The 20,610-nt window shown below is 40.2% G+C and carries 23 protein-coding genes and 1 pseudogene; 21 read left to right on the top strand and 3 right to left on the bottom strand.

The features are described from left to right. Window positions 1–100 precede the first annotated feature (100 nt). The 16 genes and pseudogenes from MKZ16_RS15115 (at window position 101) to MKZ16_RS15190 (ending at window position 12,245) form a co-directional block, all read left to right on the top strand. A complete protein-coding gene (locus MKZ16_RS15115; protein WP_076105609.1) occupies window positions 101–517 on the top strand; it encodes a GntR family transcriptional regulator in 417 nt (138 codons plus the stop codon). Beyond that, on the top strand, window positions 514–1,200 hold the full coding sequence (locus MKZ16_RS15120) for an ABC transporter ATP-binding protein (RefSeq protein ID WP_036678167.1): 687 nt from the start codon (window positions 514–516) through the stop codon (window positions 1,198–1,200). The genes MKZ16_RS15115 and MKZ16_RS15120 overlap by 4 nt, the downstream gene beginning before the upstream one ends. Continuing rightward, entirely contained in the window at window positions 1,197–2,042 is an 846-nt protein-coding gene (locus tag MKZ16_RS15125) for a hypothetical protein (RefSeq protein WP_038570781.1), read from the top strand. The genes MKZ16_RS15120 and MKZ16_RS15125 overlap by 4 nt, the downstream gene beginning before the upstream one ends. A 24-nt stretch (window positions 2,043–2,066) precedes the next feature. Further along, window positions 2,067–3,266 carry a hypothetical protein gene (locus MKZ16_RS15130; protein WP_076105610.1) on the top strand — a complete coding sequence of 400 codons (1,200 nt, stop codon included), beginning with the start codon at window positions 2,067–2,069 and terminating at the stop codon, window positions 3,264–3,266. A 208-nt stretch (window positions 3,267–3,474) separates the two neighbouring features. Beyond that, on the top strand, window positions 3,475–3,957 hold the full coding sequence (locus MKZ16_RS15135) for a DUF2975 domain-containing protein (protein WP_036678158.1): 483 nt from the start codon (window positions 3,475–3,477) through the stop codon (window positions 3,955–3,957). A gap of 10 nt (window positions 3,958–3,967) precedes the next feature. Next, entirely contained in the window at window positions 3,968–4,183 is a 216-nt protein-coding gene (locus MKZ16_RS15140; protein ID WP_036678155.1) for a helix-turn-helix transcriptional regulator, read from the top strand. A gap of 2 nt (window positions 4,184–4,185) precedes the next feature. Continuing rightward, window positions 4,186–4,962 (top strand): DUF817 domain-containing protein, encoded by a 777-nt coding sequence (locus tag MKZ16_RS15145; protein WP_038570784.1) that lies wholly within the window; start codon window positions 4,186–4,188, stop codon window positions 4,960–4,962. A gap of 184 nt (window positions 4,963–5,146) precedes the next feature. Then, a complete protein-coding gene (locus MKZ16_RS15150) occupies window positions 5,147–5,803 on the top strand; it encodes a CatB-related O-acetyltransferase (protein WP_076105611.1) in 657 nt (218 codons plus the stop codon). A 150-nt stretch (window positions 5,804–5,953) separates the two neighbouring features. Then, entirely contained in the window at window positions 5,954–6,469 is a 516-nt protein-coding gene (locus MKZ16_RS15155) for a GNAT family N-acetyltransferase (RefSeq protein WP_036678147.1), read from the top strand. A gap of 29 nt (window positions 6,470–6,498) precedes the next feature. Beyond that, window positions 6,499–6,733, top strand: a pseudogene (locus MKZ16_RS15160) (DUF3977 family protein). 48 nt (window positions 6,734–6,781) lie between these two features. Then, window positions 6,782–7,666: a GNAT family N-acetyltransferase gene (locus tag MKZ16_RS15165; protein ID WP_076099315.1), complete on the top strand. Its 885-nt coding sequence runs from the start codon at window positions 6,782–6,784 to the stop codon at window positions 7,664–7,666. 34 nt (window positions 7,667–7,700) lie between these two features. Beyond that, complete coding sequence (locus MKZ16_RS15170; protein ID WP_179090024.1) at window positions 7,701–9,089, top strand: serine hydrolase; 1,389 nt, start codon at window positions 7,701–7,703, stop codon at window positions 9,087–9,089. A gap of 1 nt (window position 9,090) precedes the next feature. Next, window positions 9,091–9,780 carry a hypothetical protein gene (locus MKZ16_RS15175; protein WP_036678141.1) on the top strand — a complete coding sequence of 230 codons (690 nt, stop codon included), beginning with the start codon at window positions 9,091–9,093 and terminating at the stop codon, window positions 9,778–9,780. 75 nt (window positions 9,781–9,855) lie between these two features. After that, on the top strand, window positions 9,856–10,941 hold the full coding sequence (locus MKZ16_RS15180) for a CHAP domain-containing protein (RefSeq protein WP_256715512.1): 1,086 nt from the start codon (window positions 9,856–9,858) through the stop codon (window positions 10,939–10,941). 104 nt (window positions 10,942–11,045) lie between these two features. After that, window positions 11,046–11,444, top strand: coding sequence for an Rrf2 family transcriptional regulator (locus MKZ16_RS15185; protein ID WP_036678138.1), 399 nt, complete (start codon window positions 11,046–11,048; stop codon window positions 11,442–11,444). A 108-nt stretch (window positions 11,445–11,552) separates the two neighbouring features. Further along, window positions 11,553–12,245 carry a class I SAM-dependent methyltransferase gene (locus MKZ16_RS15190; protein ID WP_076105613.1) on the top strand — a complete coding sequence of 231 codons (693 nt, stop codon included), beginning with the start codon at window positions 11,553–11,555 and terminating at the stop codon, window positions 12,243–12,245. A gap of 334 nt (window positions 12,246–12,579) precedes the next feature. Here the strand turns inward: MKZ16_RS15190 and MKZ16_RS15195 are convergent, their stop codons facing one another. Beyond that, window positions 12,580–13,488, bottom strand: a complete 909-nt coding sequence (locus tag MKZ16_RS15195; protein WP_076105614.1) for an aldo/keto reductase — start codon at window positions 13,486–13,488, stop codon at window positions 12,580–12,582. A 161-nt stretch (window positions 13,489–13,649) separates the two neighbouring features. On the opposite strand from MKZ16_RS15195, the gene msrA reads away from it, so the two are divergent. From msrA to MKZ16_RS15215, 4 genes are all read left to right on the top strand, one after another. Continuing rightward, window positions 13,650–14,162, top strand: coding sequence for a peptide-methionine (S)-S-oxide reductase MsrA (msrA, locus tag MKZ16_RS15200; RefSeq protein WP_036678131.1), 513 nt, complete (start codon window positions 13,650–13,652; stop codon window positions 14,160–14,162). Window positions 14,163–14,332: 170 nt separating this feature from the next. Beyond that, the gene (locus MKZ16_RS15205; protein ID WP_051491006.1) at window positions 14,333–15,523 is read left to right on the top strand and encodes an ArsR family transcriptional regulator; all 1,191 of its coding nucleotides are present in this window, start codon (window positions 14,333–14,335) and stop codon (window positions 15,521–15,523) included. Between the two features lie 97 nt (window positions 15,524–15,620). Beyond that, window positions 15,621–16,328, top strand: a complete 708-nt coding sequence (locus MKZ16_RS15210) for a response regulator transcription factor (protein WP_179090025.1) — start codon at window positions 15,621–15,623, stop codon at window positions 16,326–16,328. After that, complete coding sequence (locus MKZ16_RS15215; protein WP_076105615.1) at window positions 16,325–17,722, top strand: HAMP domain-containing sensor histidine kinase; 1,398 nt, start codon at window positions 16,325–16,327, stop codon at window positions 17,720–17,722. The genes MKZ16_RS15210 and MKZ16_RS15215 overlap by 4 nt, the downstream gene beginning before the upstream one ends. 64 nt (window positions 17,723–17,786) lie before the next feature. Here the strand turns inward: MKZ16_RS15215 and MKZ16_RS15220 are convergent, their stop codons facing one another. Beyond that, window positions 17,787–18,335 carry a PadR family transcriptional regulator gene (locus MKZ16_RS15220; RefSeq protein ID WP_076099308.1) on the bottom strand — a complete coding sequence of 183 codons (549 nt, stop codon included), beginning with the start codon at window positions 18,333–18,335 and terminating at the stop codon, window positions 17,787–17,789. 153 nt (window positions 18,336–18,488) lie between these two features. On the opposite strand from MKZ16_RS15220, the gene MKZ16_RS15225 reads away from it, so the two are divergent. Continuing rightward, complete coding sequence (locus MKZ16_RS15225) at window positions 18,489–19,937, top strand: MDR family MFS transporter (RefSeq protein ID WP_038570799.1); 1,449 nt, start codon at window positions 18,489–18,491, stop codon at window positions 19,935–19,937. 78 nt (window positions 19,938–20,015) lie between these two features. Here MKZ16_RS15225 and MKZ16_RS15230 read toward each other — a convergent pair whose 3' ends face one another. After that, the gene (locus tag MKZ16_RS15230) at window positions 20,016–20,510 is read right to left on the bottom strand and encodes a DUF6803 family protein (RefSeq protein ID WP_076105616.1); all 495 of its coding nucleotides are present in this window, start codon (window positions 20,508–20,510) and stop codon (window positions 20,016–20,018) included. Window positions 20,511–20,610: the final 100 nt, after the last annotated feature.

Consider the following 20,610-nt stretch of genomic DNA (forward strand, 5'->3'; position numbering starts at 1 on the left):
CAAACCTGAACTATTGACACAAAAGTGTATTACACGTATAGTACATAAATAAGATGTATGAACCACTTAGTACACACACTTAGTATATGGAGTTGGTTGTATGACAGAAGAACAGAAATCAGGCGTCAGCTTTAATATTCGTGAGCCGGTATATATTCAAGTTGTGCGTCATTTCAAGGAACAGATCGCCACAGGGCAAATCGGAGCGGGAGACAAAATTCCTTCACGGCGTGAACTTGCATCAGTAATGAAGATTAATGCGAACACGGCGCAGAAGGCATATAAGGAAATGGAGGAACAGGGTTTGATCGTAACAGAAGGGAATTCCCCGAGCCGAATTACACAGGATCAGCAAATACTTAACTCGATTCGAGCTGAATTAATCGAAAGTGCAGTGGATATATTCATCAGCTCCATTCAGAATATTCAAATTCCAGTTGAAGAACTGGTAGAGATCATAAAGACAAAATATACATCCGAGCGAAAGTTATCTCCAGAGGATGGTGACACAAGATGATCCAAGTGAATCAGATGGTGAAGAATTATGGATTCAAGAAGGTACTTAATGGCGTTAGCTTCACTGCTGCCAAAGGAGAGATTACCTGCCTGATCGGAATCAATGGTGCCGGGAAGTCAACGGTGCTGAAGTCCATCATGGGACTGACACCATACAAAGGTGAGGTCTTAATCGATAATGTATCACTAACACCTGTGATGTATGAGAAAATCACTTTTATTCCAGATTCGTTAACGATGCCCTCCAATATGCGAATTGCTGATTGCTTGATCTTTATGGCTGACTTTTATCGGAATTGGAACGCTGAACGTGCAAAGGAATTGCTTAAGTTCTTCCAACTGAGCTCTTCGGATCGCGTATCCTCATTGTCGAAGGGGATGGCTGCGAAGGTAAATTTGTTGCTGGGACTAGCCTTGGATTGTGATTACATCCTAATGGACGAACCGTTCTCGGGGATTGATATGTTCAGCCGCGAGCAAATTACTGATGTGTTCACGAGTGAATTGATCGAGGACCGTGGTGTGATTATTACAACTCATGAAATTAACGATATTGAGCATTTAATTGATAAAGCGGTCTTGCTACAGCACGGGAAGGTAGAGCGTGAATTCTACTGTGAAGAAGTTCGCGAGCAGGAAGGTAAGTCCATTACGGACGTAATGAGAGAGGTGTACATGAAATGAGAGCTTTTGTGAAGCTATTGAATTTTGAAATGAACCGATTTGCCAAAATATATATTGGACTCATGGTGCTGACAGTTGCCTTGCAGCTTGCAGCAGTCACCATCGGTGCTAATCATTGGCTGGATTCTGCGAATGAGGCAATGAGAGTGAATCAATGGACGCTTGAGCAATATCACAATGTGACTGGATATATTCAGCTAAACAGTATGATGTATGCTCGCTATAATGGACTTCTATATTTCGGACCCATATTCTTGAGCATAACAGTGTTACTAATATATAGCTGCTTCATCTGGTACCGTGACTGGAGAGGTAAAAATACGATAGTATATCGCCTGCTCACCTTGCCATCCAATCGGGCGAATTTGTATTTTGCCAAGCTGGTTACGATCTTGCTATTCGCATTTGGACTTGTTGCCCTGCAAATTGTGCTTGTGCCACTGGAGCGTTTGATAGCACAGTCGATTCTTCCTGCTGAACTATATCGGAACATCTCGGTATTTGATTATTTGAAGTATCCTACTGTGCTTAGAGTACTGGTTCCGCCCTACTTTTCTGAGTTTGTTCTATATTATGGACTGGGCATTACGGGCTTGATCGTCTTGTTCACAGCGATTCTAATGGAGCGGAGCTACAGACTGAAAGGGATCGGCTTTATCGTATTATACTTAGCGGTTCTAGCTGGATTAGCCTCAATACCCTATCTTATGGGTTATAGCAGATACGATAGCTACTTCTATCCCGGAGAAATCTTAGGTGCTTGTCTCGGATTAATAGTGATTATTGCTGGAGGTTCGCTTTGGTACAGCTTGTATCTATTGCGTAAGAAAATATCGGTATAATTGAAGGGGAATGGAGGTTAAGGAATGAGAAAATATATGGTTACCGCCGTTCTTGTAGTGTTCGCGGTTGTTACAATCGGGACGTATTATGTACAGGCTTCACAAGAGACACCACCTAATTATAAGCTGACGATGGTTCAAGGGGATGCTTCTCTCGTTGAAGATATAGCTTTATACGGAAATTATCTGACTAAGGATAGTGTTTTTGGCATCAAACGAGCTAATATCACTACAAATGGTACAGATTATCCAGATGAAAAGTTAACGATCAGCCAAAGCTTAAACCGAAGACCAGTGAACACACAATTGGATAAATGGAGGGATCAGCATCGTCAGTTCATGCGTGGAAAGAAGAACTTAGCTGGGTTTTATGAAAATCAGGATATGCTTGCTTACGTGAATTGGACCGTAGATAAGCAGCAATCCAATGATCCTTCAGCGAAGAAAAATGCTAAGCTCAGTATTTCTGTGCTTAACAAGCAGAAGATCAATACGCTGGAAATCACATCCGATATCAATGTAGATCATGATGTTTCAGATATGTATGTACAAAATGTACAGCTTGTTGATCAAGAGCTTGTTGCAATGGTGTTTTTGAATCACAGCGCCAAAGGTTATGTATCTGAACCGCAGATTATCCGTGTTAATCTAACAACAAAGGAGATTACAAATGAGCCGCTCGTGTTACCAGGAGCTAAATCTGAAGCAGCAAATGGGGATAATCAATTCGTTAGGTTAGCCAATCAAAATCTGGATCACACGGATCAATGGATTTTAACGGTTAGTAAAGATAATCATAAAAAGGCATATCAAGTAGATGTTGCAACAGGACAAATCTCGCCGCTCGCGTTCCAAGGGCATGAAATGTTATTGAATAATATTATGAATGCGTATGGACAGAAAATTTATTTCCTGCAAAAAGCTGTATCGGGTAAGGAGAATATAGGATTTACTGTTATTTCTTACGATCTCGTGAGTAAAGAATATGAGACTACTTTGAAGAATACAAATATAGATTTAAGTGAAAACATTACCTATGATTTTAAACAAAACTATCTCTATATTGTGGGTTATAAGAATTTCAAAGGTAATCGTCTATATGTATTCAATTTGACAAGCGGTAACCTTGAATACGAAGGAAAAGTAGTATCAACGGAGGCTGCAAATCAGGCTGAAGATGAAACTAACATGGATTTGAATTTTATCGATCTCGGTCAGTATTAGAATTACTTGTAGAATAGAAAAATAGAGATAAAGAGATATGAAAAGGTACCAAGGCCGAGCTAATGACTTCTAATAGTCAATTAGCTTGGCCTTTTAGTCGAAAATTATAAAACAGCCAATAATAACTGTATTTCGATTAAAATATATTGTAAAACGATAAATAATGTGATAAATTCAATTCACAATAAATCTGTGAGGTGTGTTTTTTATGGAAAGAGGATCAACACTTTTTTTAAGGGCAGCGGTTATTCTTATAGGTATCCCGGTGCTTGCTTTGTGCATATTTGTGGTGCCGGAGATAGCGAGTTTCGCAGCAGAACTGTATCCGGATTATAGTTTATTGAAATATCTCCTTGCCATTGATTTGTATGCCTCGGCGATACCTTTTTACTTTGCACTGTATCAAGCTTTTAAACTGTTAGGCTATATTGACAAGAACAATGCTTTCTCGGAAATGTCTGTACAGGTTTTAAAGAAAATAAAATATTGTGCAATCATCATCAGTTGCTTGTATGTAGTTGGTATGCCACTCTTTTACCTCATGGCGGAGAAAGATGATGCCCCCGGGATTATAGTCATCGGTTTGATTATCATTTTTGCCTCCATGGTGATTGCCGTTTTTGCTGCAGTTCTGCAAAAGCTTTTAAAAGAAGCTATTGATATAAAATCAGAAAATGACTTAACTGTCTGAGGTGAAAACAATGGCGATTATAATTAATATCGACGTGATGCTGGCTAAAAGAAAAATGAGTGTTACTGAGCTTTCGGAGAGAGTTGGAATAACAATGGCTAACCTTTCTATATTGAAAAATGGAAAAGCAAAAGCGGTGCGATTATCAACGTTAGAGGCAATTTGTAAGGCTTTGGAATGTCAGCCTGGAGATCTATTAGAATACAAAAATGATGAGGAAAGTTAAGAATGAAGTCAATAACACAATTGCTGCATTTTGGATATCATCAGGCGATGAGTTGCATATTTCCTATTGCGATTTTTGGGACTTTAGCTCTTTCTAACATAATAGAAATGCCTTTTCTTTACCGTTATGATGCCATTCTTCTAATACTGCTTACAGTGCAGTACCTCATGTACCGTACTGGATTAGAAACACTGGATGAAATAAAAGTAATCTGTGTATTTCACGTTATTGGTTTGTTGCTGGAAATCTATAAGGTAAAGATGGGTTCATGGGCATACCCAGAGCCAGGGTTTACGAAGGTGTTTGGTGTACCCCTCTATAGTGGATTTATGTATGCGAGTGTCGCAAGCTTTATGTGCCAGATATGGCGAAGACTGAAAATGGATATGACCGGTTGGCCGGGGCTTGCTTCAGCGGGATTGTTGGGAGGAGCCATCTATTTAAATTTTTTCACACATCATTTCATTCCTGATTTTCGTTGGTGGCTGACAGCGCTTGTGGTTGTTGTCTTCTGGAAAACATGGATCATTTATAGGGTACGGACGGTTACCTATCGAATGCCCTTGACACTGGCCTTTTTTATTGTAGGATTTTTTATCTGGTTAGCTGAAAATATCGCTACATTTTTTAATGCATGGAAATATCCTGATCAATATCAAACGTGGCAACTGGTTAGTTTCAGTAAGATCAGTTCGTGGTTCCTTCTAGTGATCATTAGCGTCATTATAGTTGCCCAGCTTAAACATGTTAAGGCTAGCCGTAATCCGATAAATTCATAATTGAGCTGAGTTCGGACAATACGGTTGATTTGACGAATAAATCATTCGTTTGTTACAATGACGGCATCAATTAGGAAAAGGATGAGGACGATGGTTCGTCGTTTGAAAAGGTTTAAGAATGTCGCTACTGCATCAAGCTTCTAAGTATAAATGAATTACATTACTTAGAAGCGAGGGAAAGAAAATGAAACAACATCAGTTCAGCCACTGGTCTGAAATTAAGTATTTAAAGGATATTGTCACCAACCCAATGATTGAGGTAGGAGAGTACTCTTACTACTCTGGTTATTACGATAATCTTGATTTTGAAGATGGGTGTGTTAGATACCTTTGGGGTGATGAACAATCAAGAAAGTTGTTTAATCCCAGTGAAGATTATGGTTGGCATTTAGATAAATTGATTATAGGAAATTATGTTTGTATTGCTAGTGGTGTAATTATTCTCATGGGTGGGAATCACAATCATCATCCTGAATGGATCACCGTGTATCCTTTTGTAGATCAGATTGCAAACTCTTACGAATCCAAAGGGGATACAATCATTGCTAGTGATGCCTGGATTGGGATGAATGCAATGATTATGCCCGGTGTGAAAATAGGCGAAGGTGCTATTGTTGCGGCAGGATCAGTTGTTGTAAAGGATGTCCCACCGTATACGATAGTAGGCGGAAATCCTGCTAAAGTGATCAAGCAACGGTTTACAGATCAAGAAATCGAAAAGTTAAAGGAAATGTGCTGGTTCGATTGGAAACGTGAGAAAATTGAACAAGCAGTGTCTATCTTTTCAAGTTCATCTATTGATCAATTATATGACTTTTACCTTAAAGAAATAAAAAAATAACAAAATCAGAACAGGCTGCCGGTATATTCTGCAGCCTGTTCTTTTATCTGACAGGGTAGTTTAACAATAATCGTTTTTTACCAGATTAATCCTAATTAGTATGTTAATATAGGAATGGACTCATTTAATAAGTTAGGAGGAAATTATATTATGGCCTTACCTTTACAAATCCGTCGAATGACACAAAACGATATTGCTATTATACATACGGGGTTATCTGAGCATGACGTAAGCCAACCTCTTGATTATGTCCAACGTTGTTGGCAAGAAAATCAAAATGAAAAGCGAGTTACAATTTTAGCTTTTTGTGAAAATGAGTTTGTTGGATGGGGACATGTGGTATACAGGTCGGAATATCCTTATTTTGCAGAGAATAATATACCTGAAATTCAAAACTTTGACGTCATCCCGCCATTTAGGAAACGTGGGGTAGGAAGTGTATTAATTGAAGCTCTTGAAAAAGATGCTTTTACTATATCTAATACTATTGGTATTGGATTTGGATTATACGCTGACTATGGAACCGCACAACGGATGTATATAAAGCGTGGTTTTATCCCTGATGGGCGGGGAATCATGTACGATAATAAGCCTGTTGAGCCTGGGGCACATGTTTGTGTGGACGATGATCTCTGCCTTTATCTAATAAAAACTATTGAGCAATAAAAGCAGCTCTTGTACGGGGGAGATAGATTCTGAAGTATATCGAATTTGGTCTTGGCAATACATGGCTTATTAGAACTGAAACGGAGTTAGAGGATGGAACGGAATATGAAGAAAAAGGCATAGTGAAACCGGTAAAGTTCCGCTCGTTATTTTAGAGTTTGGATTGGCAAAACCGTAATCATTCTAGACTTAAAACAAGGCTTAAAAATAAGTAAGAAGAGTCGTAAAACGTTGAAGATTATTTTTGGTATAACAAGTCTTTAGGTTTAGCATGTCAAGGTTGCCGTCTAAATGAACAAATGGAGGAGCAAGATGAACTCATTTTTAATACAAAAATACAGTCCGCAAAGAGATAAGGCGCAAATTGAACATATGTTACTTCACAATAAGGATTTATTAAAGAGTTTTTATCAAAATGAAGAAAGCAACAGAGAGAACATTGTGGTTGCCATTATGAATGATACATCCATAGGCTTTCTTTCATTTAACGGGTTTGGAAGAAAACCACAAGCAATCCTGTTTGTTAATAATGAGTATGACACAATGGAAGTCGGCTCCAAGCTTATAGAAGAATATGAAAACATGCTTATACATAATGAAACAGTAGAGCATACAGTATTCAATGTTCTTTCTAGCAATGCTCAATTAATCAGCGTTTTGGAAAAAAATAATTATCGCGTATACTTTGCCATCTATAATATGGAACGAACAGGCGCTCCCTTTCCTTCAGAGAATATCCTGGTTAGAAATTATGAGGAAAAGGATTACTTTGAATGGGACAGAGTTTGCGAATTAGCTTTTTATCATATGCGTCAACGTGTAGGAATGTATCCCTCGTTTTTTTATAAACCTGTGGAATGGGAACGGGAACAGTATGCGGAGAATAAAGATAATATGTTTGTAATGATAGTTGATGAAACGATAGTAGCAGTAGGCAAGATAGCAGGAAATAAAATAAGTATGGTTGCTATTTCGATAGAACATCAATCACGAGGTTATGGAAGATCTTTTGTGAAATTTCTTATTAATGAAATCATTAGTAGAGGTGAAGATAAGGTCATACTTGAAGTAGTGAAGGGGAATTTTGCGAAAGCCTTATATGAGAGCCTTGGGTTTAAAGAAACGGAAATATACCACAACTATATCAAGTATTTTAGACCTGACACGAGACTTAGCGCTCCACCTGAGAATTATTAAAAAACTCAAAAATATAATGACAAGCGAGGTTTATATGGATCAGCCAGAGATTTTGACTCAAGCGCTGTCTAAGTTTTATGAAGAACTTGAACGATCTGATTTACCGGTTAATACTTTTATGCTATTGCGAAAGGGAGAAGTTATTACCGAGTTTTATCGTCAACCGTACCGCAAAAACGTTCCCCAAATTTTATTTTCCCTGAGTAAGAGCTTTACATCTATTGCAGCAGGCATAGCATGGGATAACGGTTATTTTGAATTAACGGATAAAGTGGTTTCTTTTTACCCAGATCAGCTTCCTAGCTCAATTTCACCTAATTTAGATAAGATGACGATACATCATCTTCTTTCCATGAATACGGGGCATAACAATAATATATATGGTGCGATAGCCAAGCAAAATGATTGGGTTCGTGCCTTTTTAGCTTTGGACGTAGAAGATGAACCGGGAAGTTATTACAATTACAATACACACGCCACTTATATGGTTTCGGCTATTATCGAAAAGACGACTGGAGAGAATCTTGTTGATTTTCTAATGCCAAGATTATTTACTCCATTGGACATAGAAAGACCGGATTGGGAGACTTGCCCGTTAGGAATTGTTGCTGGTGGAATGGGACTAAGCATACCAACAGATGGAATTGCGAAATTTGGCCAGATGCTCCTCAATCAAGGAGTTTACAATAGCTGTAGAATTGTTTCTGAAGATTATTTAAAGCTGGCGCTAAATGAACAAAGCGATAATCGTTGGGGACAAAATAAGGCTGATTGGTCAAACGGATATGGTTATCAGTTCTTTATGTGCAGGAATGGATGTAAGATGGGGAATGGAGCTTTTGGTCAATTGTGCTTCATTGATCCGAGTCGAGAGATTGTGATTGCTGCAACTTCAAGTTTTACCGAGATGAAGAAGTTACAGGATTTTTTAGATATCATATATGCAAATTTACTGAACCTTGATTGGCCAACGGTTGTATCTAACATTATTAAACCTCCTACATTTACCTCCTTAGTAGACAGGATAGTTAAAGTAGATTATAGATCGTACAGTGGAATTTATATCTTTGAAGATAATAAGCATAAAATCAAAGAATTAACACTGAAGTTTGAAGAAGATCACCTTAGTTTTTCTTTACTTTACGACGATCATTTAGATGAATTTAACTTCAATTTTTTAAAGCCTGCCTATGCAAAATGTTTATTTATTAAAGACTTATCCCTTAGTGAGCAGGAAGTTTGTACATCTGCAAGCTGGCAATATGCTGATTCTAAATTAATCCTCACGGTATATTACATTGAAACCCCTTACGTAGTTGATTACACCTTAAGTTTTAGCGGTAAAAAAATTGAATTGCATATGCATAGGAATCTTTCCTTGGAGGATAGAGAAGACATAACTGTTATTGGTTGGGAGGGATGAAATGATCAAGGGTAAAGGATGGATGGCTGTTTTATTTTTGCTGTTTTCTTTAGTTTTTGTGGGAATCACACATCAGGGGACTATGTTTGGGGATTACCTCTTCAGAACCATTGGAATTCCGCCTTGGAGCGAGCCTGCGACAAACCATGGTTTACATTACTCAGCGATATTCGGGATCATTATGTTAATCGTCAGTGGGAGTTTAACTATAAAGCACTTTAGACAGCGTTATAAAAAATATGTAGGCAGAACCGTTTTGCTTGCTATCATCATTTTCATTACGTTATATCCATTTCTAACAGAACGATTGTATTATCTTGTGAATATGAACAATGAAGGAATTGAAGTTGTGGATTTTCTGGAAAAAGATTCGCACTGTATGTACGGTACTCAAGAGGATATAGTGAAGGTTCAATGTACAATCAGGCTAATCAACTATGGCGGGCAAAATGAAACCGTTATGATTCGTCCAATCTTTCGAGAGTATGGTAATTCTCAAGGGATTTGGTCATTCGCAGAGGTTCAGCCGCAAGAGATTACATTGTTACCAAGATCTAATATTAAACATAACATTCACTTTGAGAGTAAGCCTGATGCTCGGATCGCTGAATTCGGGGCGAACGGTAATACCGATTATTTTGGTGTGGAATTCGTCAAGGATGGACAGAAAAAGGTAGTCTTTAGGGACTGAATTGATAAAAAGATTTATGTCAGTTTTAGCTTTGGTATTATTACAGCTGAGCAGTAACGGAGGGGAAGGTTTGCAGTGACTGAACGACTGATAACAAAAGTAAACCAGCGCCTCGAAAGTGTGCGTGTGCTTGTTCAAGAAATGATCTTGTCTATAGGTAACGAACAACGAAAACAGGAAGCGTATGTTCACCTGTACGGAGTGTCTAGCTTCGCTTCATTGCTTGCCATGAAAAGAGAACAAAATCAGGAATTGGCAGCCATTATAGGACTGCTTCATAATTATTATTTCTTCAAAACCGGAGTCAAGGATTTTCCAGGTCCCAACAGTGCAGATACCGTAAGGCCTTTATTAAGAGACTTGAATATGTTCACCAATGAAGAGCTGACTCAAATTCTAAAGGCGATCTTCCATCAAGGGGATAGGAATAAAGTTAAGGGTCCCTATGAAGAGATTCTAAAGGATGCTCAAGTTCTACAATTACACTTGCAGAATAGGGACTGTAATGTAACACAACAGGACACGAATAGGCTTCGGAATGTACTTCGTGAAATGACGATTCCAGAGGATTTTTTGGAAGAGATAGATTACAGTAGCGGGGCTGAAGTTCATCAGCCTACGGATAAACGAGGCAAGTTGGCTAATATTGCTGAAGCATTTGGAAAAGAAAACATTGTTGGAATACCAGGAAACGAACGATATCGAGAAATCTGTAAATATTGGCCTGACCAAGGGATTTATAAAGTATTACAAAACAATTGGTGCGCAGCATTTGTATATTACTGCTGTATGCAAGCTGGCTTTCTGCTGCCGATTCGATATCCGAATGCTGATTTTCGATTAGCTGGCGTAGGGGCATGGTTAGAGTGGGCGCAACTACCTGAGACCGCATTTTTTTATTTTGACGGGCAAGAGGGGTTTACTCCTCAACGTGGTGATATTGTGATTTATGAAAAATTGCTAACTAATGACCCTCACGATCATACAGGTATTGTTTTAGCATGCGATGACAAAGAGATCTTAGTTGCTGAAGGAAATAGGGATAATCAGAATTATTCCAGTGTTTTCTACAGAGATCGCTGGCATTGCGTATATGGCTATATCCGTATCGCTAATGACTATGAATTTGAGTTTAATGGAGAGTATACTCCAATTAGTTGAGGATGAAGAAGATTGCTTAATGGGCGAGTGTAGGAATTATATACTTGCCTTTTAAAAATGTTAGAGTTATCATAGATTTCTAAAGTCGTTAATGGAGGTGCTGAATGAAATATTCCCAAGCGACAGATTATGCACTTCATGCAATGCTCTATATGGTGACGGTGGCGTCTGATAAGCCGGTGGGTGTTCAATTGCTTGCTGAGAAGCTGGGTGTTTCCCAAACCTATCTGTCCAAAATGATGACTAAGCTAGTGAAGGCTGGATTAATTCAATCTGCGCCTGGCGCTAATGGTGGGTATCGTCTCAGACGCAAGTCGGAGGAAATTTCTTTTCTGGATATTATTCATGCGATTGAAGGAACTGCTTCCTTTTTTGAATGCAGTCTAGATCACGGAAGTGAATGTCTGATTCAACAGGTTGTGATTGACGCTGAGCGACAGATGGAGCAGTACTTAGAGAACACGAAAATTGCAGATTTGGCAAAAACGATGAAGACGGAGTAAAGATCCGTTCTTTTTTCGGGCTTATTAGAGATAATATAAATCCGTAATAACTTTAATGTGGGTTTTGATACTAAAATGTGAAGTTTAAAACAATGGAGGATGATTACAATGACTGAAGAGCAAAAATTAAATGCCAAGAGGGCGACCTATGAAAAAACAACTCGTATTTCGATTCCCTCTTATGATTCATTATTTTCGATGATCCAATCTTATTTTCGCTTCGAATTAGGTGACATCCCTGTATCTTTGCTCGTGGTCGGTGCGGGGGGAGGAAATGAATTTTCGGCATGGGGTCCATCTAACCCAAACTGGACATTTACTGGAGTGGATCCTTCGGAAGATATGCTTAAGATCGCGAAGTTAAAGATAGATGAACTGGGCTTAGAGAGCCGTGTCAGTCTGATTCCTGGGACAATCGATGATCTTCCTCAGCAGGACTCAAAGTTCGATGTGGCAAGTTGTATTTTGGTCGTTCATTTCATCCATGATGTTCAAGAAAAATTGAAATTGCTTCGCTCCATAAAGGATAATCTGAAACCGGGTGCTCCGTTTGTTCTCGTAAGTGCATATGGAGATTTGGATGATCCTGAACTCCACGACAGAATAAATGTATGGAAAAGCTTTTGGGTTGCAGGGTATGAATCTCCCGAAGCGTTTGATAATGTAAGTAGCAATATTACGAAAATTTCTTTCCTTCCTGAAAAACAAATTGAAGAGTTATTGAAAGAATCAGGCTTCACGAGAATCACTCGATTTTATTCTACTGGAATTATGGCAGGCTGGATGTGTCACGCGGAGTGACTTGAATACTTTCGGACTCAGATGACGTTATTTGCATATATTTAGCCTTTGGAGCATGATTTCGGACTCCAGTGCTGCTATTCCTTAAATAGAGGATGATATATGGTGATTATCAAGCTCATAGCGGCTATGGAGTCCGCGAGCACCCTTAATATAGGAAAAAGTAGCGCATAAGGTCAACTGTGTCCTATAGCGGCTTCGTTCGTGTGAATAATATCTAATCAAACCAAGTTTAAGGATTAGATCAGCGATCAGTTAGATTCAAAAAGTAAGGGTGCCCAACAGCCATTGTATGGCTATGGACACCCCATTGTTTTTAACGAAAGTGACTAATCTATACATGAAGCTTGTAACGATTTGCTTTGCTCATCTGCTGAATGTCTGCAAGTTCCTCCGAAGTGAGTGGAGCTACATCAGCAGCCATTACATTGCTTTTTAATTGCTCCAGACTGCTTGCCCCAGGAATAATAACGGCTACAGATGGATTAGCTAGTGGATAATGCAGCGCTGTTTGTGCAAGATTGCGAGAGTCGCTAGTTTCCTGTGAAAGCCGATCATGCAAATTCAGAAGTTCCTCACTACTGTAATCTAAGTAATTCTTTTCCGCCTTGCTGCGGCCACGCTCTGATAGAATGCCCCCCGCTAAAGGCCCGCGTGCGATCATGCTAATTCCATGCTTGGCTAGCAGAGGGAGGATTTCTTCTTCAGGACGTCGATCTAAAATGCTATATTGGCTCATAACACTTACAATATTTGATTTTTTCACATATTCTCTAATTACATTAGGACGAATAGAAGAGATCCCATAATAGCGGATAAGACCCTCTTGCTTAAGTTCTTCAAAAGCTTCAATCGTTTCGTCAATTCGATCTTCAATAGTGCCGCCATGCAGCTGGTATAGATCGATGTAATCCGTTTGCAGCCGTTTGAGACTATCTTTGACTGCATTTTTAATATAGGCTTTTGAAGGGTCCCAGCTCCAGCCTTCTTGACCGGGAATTCTGCGGTTGCCAACTTTTGTGGTCAGGATTACATCCTGTCGACGTTGACGAATGGCTTTGCCAATAATCTCTTCATTACGGCCCTCATCATAAAGATCTGCTGTATCAACAAAATTGATTCCTTGATCGAGTGCTTCATGAACAATGGAAATGGCTTTCGCCTCATCCGTACCCAAAGACATACAGCCAAGTCCTATTTCACTTACATGCAAATCGGATTGTCCTAAACGATTTTTTCTCATAGCGCATTCCTTTCTACTTCTGTTGTTGTTATATTATAACGTTTTGGAGATTTGAATTCTAATGGTGCTGCTGACTTCCATTGACTTTATGATCTTTTGGCTTTATCGTCATAGCATATATTATTTATTAGATGAAGATAGATAGGGAGAGATTTGATCATATGGAACAAGCGATGTTTGCAGGCGGATGTTTTTGGTGCATGGTGACACCGTTTGAGGAATTACCAGGCATTCATGGAATTGTATCGGGATATGCGGGAGGGTTAACTGAGAATCCAACCTACGAAGAAGTCAAAACCGGAACAACGGGGCATTACGAGGTTGTGCAGATTACGTTTGATCCAGCGCTTTTTTCATACGAGAAGCTGCTTGAATTATATTGGCCTCAGATTGACCCTACCGATGATGGTGGACAATTCCAGGATCGAGGGACTCAGTACCGGACAGCTATCTTCTATTATAATGAAGAACAGCGGTTAGCGGCTCTTGCCTCGAAAGAACAGGTTGCGGGCAGCGGCAGATTCTCCGGTCCAGTCGTTACGGAAATTCTTCCGGCGCCAACTTTTTATCGTGCAGAAGAGTATCATCAGGATTATCATCATAAGAATCCTAAGCACTACAAAGAAGATCGGGAGCAATCCGGTCGGGATACTTTTATCGCTAAACACTGGTAAGTGTTGAAAAAAACTTTAAACCAAGAGCATCCTGAGTCATACATGGCTTACGGGATGCTCTTTTTGCATTATATACAAATTTTATTTATTTTAAATTCTACATACTTTCCACACATTTGTAGACTAAACTACTCTAAATCAAGCGAGAACATCACACAGGAGGGTTTAGGATGAAAAAAATCATACCATTTGTTGCCGTTAGTTTGCTTTTGAGTACAGTGATAACAAGCTGCCAATCAGGCAATAATGTTCCATCTAAGGTTAATTCGCATGCTAGTTCTGCAACGGTGGAGCCACCTTGGATAGCTACGAAGAATACTACTCGCATTAACACTTCAGATCCGATTCAAGCCGCAGTGTTAGTTTCTCAGACTTTATGGACTGCGCAAACAAAGAATAATAGACCCTCAAGTGTAGTTTTGACGGATGTGAGTAATTGGCAGATTGCCGCAGTTAGTGCAGATTTGATTCATCATCCCAGTAACGGCCCCGTCCTGTATACCACAAAAGATGGGGTTCCTGAGGTTACCCTCGCAGAACTTAAGCGACTGAATCCAATAGGTGCTGATGGCAATAATGGGGTTCAGGTAGTGCTTGTTGGGCCTATGGCATCTAATGTAGAACAACAATTAAAGGCCATTGATTTAAAAGTAGACCGGATAGAAGGGGATGAGCCAGCGGCTGTAGCTCAGGCTATAGATACTTATTACGCTAAAGCAGCCGGCGAACTTCCAAAGTCGGTCATAATTGGTTCTATGGATAGCCCTGAGTACACGCTGCCAGCAGTGAATTGGATCGCACATATGCCGGAACCTCTACTCTATGTAACCAAAGACGAAATTCCTAACTCAACGGTCGAGGCTTTAAAAGAACGTGGAGGTAGTGCAACTATTTATATCCTAGGACCAGAAGACATTGTCTCAGCAGATGTAGAAAAGCAATTAAAAGAATACGGAACAGTTACCCGTATAGCTGGACAAGATGTTTTTAAGAACGCTATAGCTTTTGCAAGTTTTAAGGATGCCAATAACGGATTCGGCTGGGGAATCACTACACCCGGTCATAACCTGTCTTTGTTAACCACGGATTCAACGATGCTCGCTATCGCCGCTGCGCCGTTTTCCCATTTGGGGAAACATGCGCCGCTTATTTTTACAGAAAAAGACGGGCTGCCAGATTCAGTAATGGAGTATATGATGGAGCTTCAACCTAAATTTCAAGATTCACCAGCGGAAGGTCCTTACAATCATGCTTGGATAACTGGAGATAACCTTGCAATAAATGAGCGAGCACAAAGTGAAATTGATGATATGCTAGAAATCTCACCTACTGCAGGAGGCAATCCGCATTCCGGCCACTAACCATAATCACAGGCTGGCATCATTTAGGGATGATGTCGGCTTGTTCTGTATTTTTTTGTATAATGAGAAGAACTAGGTCATAAAGAGGGTGAACGGCTTGAATAAGCTACAGATACTGATCGTAGATGATGAATGGAACATGCGGAATTTATTGCGGATTTATTTAAGTAAAGAAGGGATGTCTACAAAAGAGGCGTCAACGGGTCATGAGGCACTCCAACTGTTGAAACAACACAGCTTTGACCTAATCTTGCTGGATGTGATGATGCCGGATATGGATGGCTGGCAGGTCTGCAAGCTGGTGAGGGAGACAAGCTCTATCCCAATTCTAATGCTAACCGCACGTTCTGAAACCAAGGATAAGGTACGTGGTCTCGGTATAGGAGCAGATGATTATCTTACTAAACCGTTTGAGCCGGAAGAATTAGTGGCTAGGATTTATTCTCTGCTGCGGCGTTCAACACTTACATTTGCCCACCAACCTCAGGATAAGGTGCTCACATACCCTGATTTTAAAATATACCCAGAAGCTAGGGAGGTACATATTCAGGATACATCCATTGAATTCACTCTCAAGGAGTTTGATTTACTGGCTACTTTGGCGCAAAACACTACCCGGGTTTTTACGAGAGAAGAACTGGTGGAACGATTATGGGGGAATAATTATGAGGGGGAGAATCGTGTTATCGACACCCATATTAAGAATATCCGTGAGAAATTGCATAAGGCAGACCTCTCCTATAATCCGGTTCAAACAGTGTGGGGGTTAGGTTATAAATTTCACGCTCCAGGTAATCTGGTATGAAAAATAACATCATCGGACTTAAGCTTGGTTATATTATAATGTCTGTTTTTTTAGTAGTTTTGCTTGTCCTTGGAATTACTATAGACCGGATGTTTACAAGCTTCTATTACAACGAGATGCAAAAAGAGACGGAGGAACTCACCTCACATTTTATCGGAATGGCGGAATCGCAGGATAGTTCAAATGAGCAGATGATGAGTACCTTTGCAGAATTTTCGGATGTCAGTATCTTTAATATCTCGAAGGATGGCAATGTGATACTCCACTCGGGTGTACATGATCGTTCGGATCGTTCATTCATCCAAGCTTCGGATGTTAGCCGGATTTTCGCTGGGAAAAGTGTTGATTTTGAGTATAAAGATCCTGCTGGACATTCTTATTTTATCATTGGAAAACCAATAATGGAGGGGGATACAACTCAGTCTGCACTTTATGTAATGTCCTCTACAGAGAGTATGAAGCAATCTTTGGCTTCCATCCGGAATCTGCTGCTGATTGCAGGAATAGGGGCTTTTATATTGGCTATAGGGATCACTGGTGTGATCGCCATGATTTTGTCCAGACCTCTGATCAAGATGCAAAAGGCAACCCGGAAAATCGCGGCTGGCGAGCTGGAAACGAGACTTTCTATACGTAGCAACGATGAGATTGGTTTTTTGGCAGAGGCTATAAATGATCTGGCTGTCGATCTGCAACGATACAGGGATACACGTCAGGAATTTCTGGCAAATATCTCACATGAGCTGAGAACGCCCATTACATATTTGGAGGGGTATACCAAGGTAATAAAAGATGGACTTTACGAGACCGAAGGGGAAAGAGATCTATACTTGGATATCATTCATCGGGAAGCACATCGGCTCCAGCATCTTGTGGATGATTTATTTGAACTGGCAAAGATGGAGGAAGGAAAGGTTACTCTTACCCAAGAGTGGATCGATCTCAGTCAGCTAGCGGAACAAGCCGTGCGCAGAGTTGAACTGAAAGCAAAGGAGAAGGGGTTACTGCTGAAGCTTCAGCTTAGCGGAGATGCGTATATGATCCGTGGAGATCAAAAACGTATGGAACAGATTATTATGAACCTTCTGGAAAATGCAATTCGTTATACGGATGAAGGCGAGATTATTGTTCATGTGGAATTTGCAGCGGATGCTGCAACTCTAATAGTTGAAGATACAGGAATAGGTATTCCTGAGGAAGAGCTTCCCTATATCTTCGAGCGTTTCTACCGGGTAGAGAAATCACGTTCAAGACAATACGGTGGTTCAGGTCTGGGACTTTCCATTGTTAAAAAGCTGGTGGAATTGCATGGAGGCAAGATTCGAATGATAAGTCAACCTGGAGCGGGTACTCGTTGCGAGGTGCAACTATTGAATCTATCTAAATCCGAATAAATGTAAGTGAAAAGAGACTTCATCATATACAAAATGAGGTCTCTTTTTTTGCTTGTTTATAATGTTATTTATTCGACTCAAGCTCTTCAAGTGCCCATTCACAAAATTGTATAGAGCTCTCCATATCAAGCACACGTTTGCGGATCAGTAAATAACGTCCAAAAGTTGTGGCTTTTAACTCACGAGTTTCACCGCGTTCATCACGCAACACTTCGTTTGCTTTGAGCAAAACCTTGTATCGCTCCAACTCACTCTTACAAAACTCTGCACGTTTTAGTAATAGGTCCTTGGCTTCTGCCGGGTTGGATAGCCATAAGCTATACAGCTTAAAATGCAGTTCATCCCGCAGCACCGGAGGCTCAGCAGGAGTTTCCACCCATTGCCGCAATTGTTTCAGTCCTGCTTCCGTAATGGAGTATTCTTTTTTATCCGGTTTGTCGGTCTGTTCAATGAGCTTAAAGGTGATATAACCTTGTTGCTCCATGCTCATTAATAGAGGGTAGATTTGACTATGTCCAGCACGCCAGAGCGGCTTGATATTCTGAGTTAATTCATATCCAGACAATGAGTTAGCGCTAAGTAAAGCTAGAAGTCCATAAGACAGTGTATTCATTACTATAAAGCCCTCCAGTTATTATAAATCCGTTTTCATTGAATTTTTCGGGGATATGTCATCATTGACATATTGATCATACGATTATAACATTATTCAAGTCACCTTATATATGTAAAAGTAGACATATAAAAAATAATGAGGAGGGGAAGCATGGAAGAAAATCAAGCAAGCAAAATACATTTTTGGCCGATCATGATTGCCATATTCTTCGGAAATTTCGTCTCTGTCTTAAGTACAACGACGATCAACATTGCTGTTCCTCTTTTAATGGATCATTTCAATACGAGTCTGAACACCATGCAATGGATGGTCACGGGCTTTATGCTGGCGACAGGAGTAACCGCACCACTCGCCGGATATCTCGGAGGAAGATTCAGCTACAAAAGGCTTTATCTTTTCGCCTTGATGGGATTCACCATGTTCTCTTTGCTTTGTGCTTTGGCATGGGATCCAACATCATTAATTGTATTTCGGATGCTTCAGGGTTCGTGCAGCGGTCTCATTATGGCTTGTACGATGACCATCATATTTCAAGTAATTCCGGGAGAACGCAGACCGTTTGCTGTAAGCCTCTGGTCGCTATCCGCGATGGTCGCGCCAGCCATAGGTCCGACGTTTAGCGGTTGGCTGCTCCAATATGCCAGCTGGCATTGGTTATTCTTAATTAACATTCCTATTGGAATTATAGCTGTTATTCTAACCCTAACGTTAATCCCATATTATCGAATGAATATTCCGAAGTCATTTGATATTCCTGGTTTCCTCACCGTTGTCCTCGGTAGTTTATCGTTATTAACCGCATTTAGCCAAGGCAACAGCTGGGGATGGACTTCATGGAAAACTTTATCGTTAATCCTTTTGGGGGTTGTGTTGTTAATTTTGTTTGTTTTGCGCGAGCTGAAGGCGGAGGTGCCTCTGCTGAATTTGCGTGTATTCCGTAATCGCCGTTTTACCGCCATGCTTAGTATCTATAGTTTGGTTACGATTGCGATGTATGCCGGAACCTATTTAACCCCTTTGTTCTTACAAACGGTAGAAGGGGCTACAACGCTTAAAACAGGGCTGATTTTATTGCCGTCCTCGATCCTCCTTGCCTTACTGAGTCCAATCGTAGGTAAGCTGTATCCAAAGTTCGGACCTGTGAAGTTGATTTCTGCGGGTATTTTATTTATATTCATCGGTTTATTCATGCTTAGTCGGCTGCAAACGAACATATCTTATAGCTTTATTATGTGGGCGATGGTCGTTCGTAATCTCGGCATTGGACTAGCCAATGTTCCAAGCAGTACAGCCTCAATGGAGGAAATTCCCGTCGAATGGTCTGGGCATGCTACGTCGATCAACAACTGGGTCCGCAATGTGTTAAGCTCACTTGGGATTGCAGTATTCACATCCCTGTTGTCGAGTAGATCTTTACTCCACTCTAAAGAGTTGATCAGCTCCGGTGCAAGTAATACAGATTCGATACGTTTACTATCGTTCACGATGGGTGTGAATGATGTTTTTGTGGTAGGTTCCATTATCGTGTTGTTTGGATTTCCGCTGATGTTTTTATTACGCAAGAAGCGTACTGTGGTAACTGTACAAAGCGCGGGATAACCGGTACGAGACAAAAAGCAGATCAAGGTTTTATCCTTGATCTGCTTTTTGACTTAGATTACGTTATGTTAATAAACTTTAATGCATCATATCGCCCATTCCACCCATACTGCCCACAATTTCCGGATTAATCATCCCAAATATCATCGCTATATGCGCCACGACCAAGAAGCCACTAATTAGCAGAAAATGCAGCTTCATCTTGTGCTCTTCCGATCGTTTACGGGCAATCAGATCAAGATCTAACAAAGCCAGTGGCAATAAGAAGAGTACTCCGCTTAAATAGAAGCCCACGGCTACGATATCTAACCATGTGTGCCATTCCCCATTCACAGACAAAGGAATAAATGCAGTTGGGAACAAGTAAAGGAATACCCCTGTGAAATATAACCCTGCGAGTATGCTGCAGACTTTGTTGAAGGATCGTAGCGGGCCTGTTAGATTCTTGGTGAACAAAATAATAAACTCTGTAATGGTAATCGTCTCAGCGAAAATCACGGGGATTGCCATGAATATAATCAAGTTCCAAGGCTGGTTGTCTGCTAGCAAAGACATGTAATGCGTCATGTTCATAAGATACTCCTCCGATAATATGTAATAGCTTCGGTTACTTATCGTATTTGAGAAGTATGTGGAAAGTATGTGGAAACGAAGGTATGATAAATATATGCAA

Source organism: Paenibacillus sp. FSL R5-0928 (assembly GCF_037970385.1).
GTDB classification, from domain to species: Bacteria; Bacillota; Bacilli; order Paenibacillales; family Paenibacillaceae; genus Paenibacillus_AQ; species Paenibacillus_AQ odorifer.

What these genes read in the sequence shown, in the direction of transcription:
- MKZ16_RS15155 (WP_036678147.1), top strand. Translation starts at nt 5,954, where the DNA reads ATGGCCTTACCTTTACAAATCCGTCGAATGACACAAAACGATATTGCT.
- MKZ16_RS15145 (WP_038570784.1), top strand. Translation starts at nt 4,186, where the DNA reads ATGAAGTCAATAACACAATTGCTGCATTTTGGATATCATCAGGCGATG.
- MKZ16_RS15175 (WP_036678141.1), top strand. Translation starts at nt 9,091, where the DNA reads ATGATCAAGGGTAAAGGATGGATGGCTGTTTTATTTTTGCTGTTTTCT.
- MKZ16_RS15170 (WP_179090024.1), top strand. Translation starts at nt 7,701, where the DNA reads ATGGATCAGCCAGAGATTTTGACTCAAGCGCTGTCTAAGTTTTATGAA.
- MKZ16_RS15205 (WP_051491006.1), top strand. Translation starts at nt 14,333, where the DNA reads ATGAAAAAAATCATACCATTTGTTGCCGTTAGTTTGCTTTTGAGTACA.
- MKZ16_RS15185 (WP_036678138.1), top strand. Translation starts at nt 11,046, where the DNA reads ATGAAATATTCCCAAGCGACAGATTATGCACTTCATGCAATGCTCTAT.
- MKZ16_RS15190 (WP_076105613.1), top strand. Translation starts at nt 11,553, where the DNA reads ATGACTGAAGAGCAAAAATTAAATGCCAAGAGGGCGACCTATGAAAAA.
- MKZ16_RS15165 (WP_076099315.1), top strand. Translation starts at nt 6,782, where the DNA reads ATGAACTCATTTTTAATACAAAAATACAGTCCGCAAAGAGATAAGGCG.
- MKZ16_RS15125 (WP_038570781.1), top strand. Translation starts at nt 1,197, where the DNA reads ATGAGAGCTTTTGTGAAGCTATTGAATTTTGAAATGAACCGATTTGCC.
- msrA (WP_036678131.1), top strand. Translation starts at nt 13,650, where the DNA reads ATGGAACAAGCGATGTTTGCAGGCGGATGTTTTTGGTGCATGGTGACA.
- MKZ16_RS15120 (WP_036678167.1), top strand. Translation starts at nt 514, where the DNA reads ATGATCCAAGTGAATCAGATGGTGAAGAATTATGGATTCAAGAAGGTA.
- MKZ16_RS15150 (WP_076105611.1), top strand. Translation starts at nt 5,147, where the DNA reads ATGAAACAACATCAGTTCAGCCACTGGTCTGAAATTAAGTATTTAAAG.
- MKZ16_RS15220 (WP_076099308.1), bottom strand. Translation starts at nt 18,335, where the DNA reads ATGAATACACTGTCTTATGGACTTCTAGCTTTACTTAGCGCTAACTCA.
- MKZ16_RS15115 (WP_076105609.1), top strand. Translation starts at nt 101, where the DNA reads ATGACAGAAGAACAGAAATCAGGCGTCAGCTTTAATATTCGTGAGCCG.
- MKZ16_RS15215 (WP_076105615.1), top strand. Translation starts at nt 16,325, where the DNA reads ATGAAAAATAACATCATCGGACTTAAGCTTGGTTATATTATAATGTCT.
- MKZ16_RS15225 (WP_038570799.1), top strand. Translation starts at nt 18,489, where the DNA reads ATGGAAGAAAATCAAGCAAGCAAAATACATTTTTGGCCGATCATGATT.
- MKZ16_RS15130 (WP_076105610.1), top strand. Translation starts at nt 2,067, where the DNA reads ATGAGAAAATATATGGTTACCGCCGTTCTTGTAGTGTTCGCGGTTGTT.
- MKZ16_RS15135 (WP_036678158.1), top strand. Translation starts at nt 3,475, where the DNA reads ATGGAAAGAGGATCAACACTTTTTTTAAGGGCAGCGGTTATTCTTATA.
- MKZ16_RS15140 (WP_036678155.1), top strand. Translation starts at nt 3,968, where the DNA reads ATGGCGATTATAATTAATATCGACGTGATGCTGGCTAAAAGAAAAATG.
- MKZ16_RS15230 (WP_076105616.1), bottom strand. Translation starts at nt 20,510, where the DNA reads ATGAACATGACGCATTACATGTCTTTGCTAGCAGACAACCAGCCTTGG.
- MKZ16_RS15195 (WP_076105614.1), bottom strand. Translation starts at nt 13,488, where the DNA reads ATGAGAAAAAATCGTTTAGGACAATCCGATTTGCATGTAAGTGAAATA.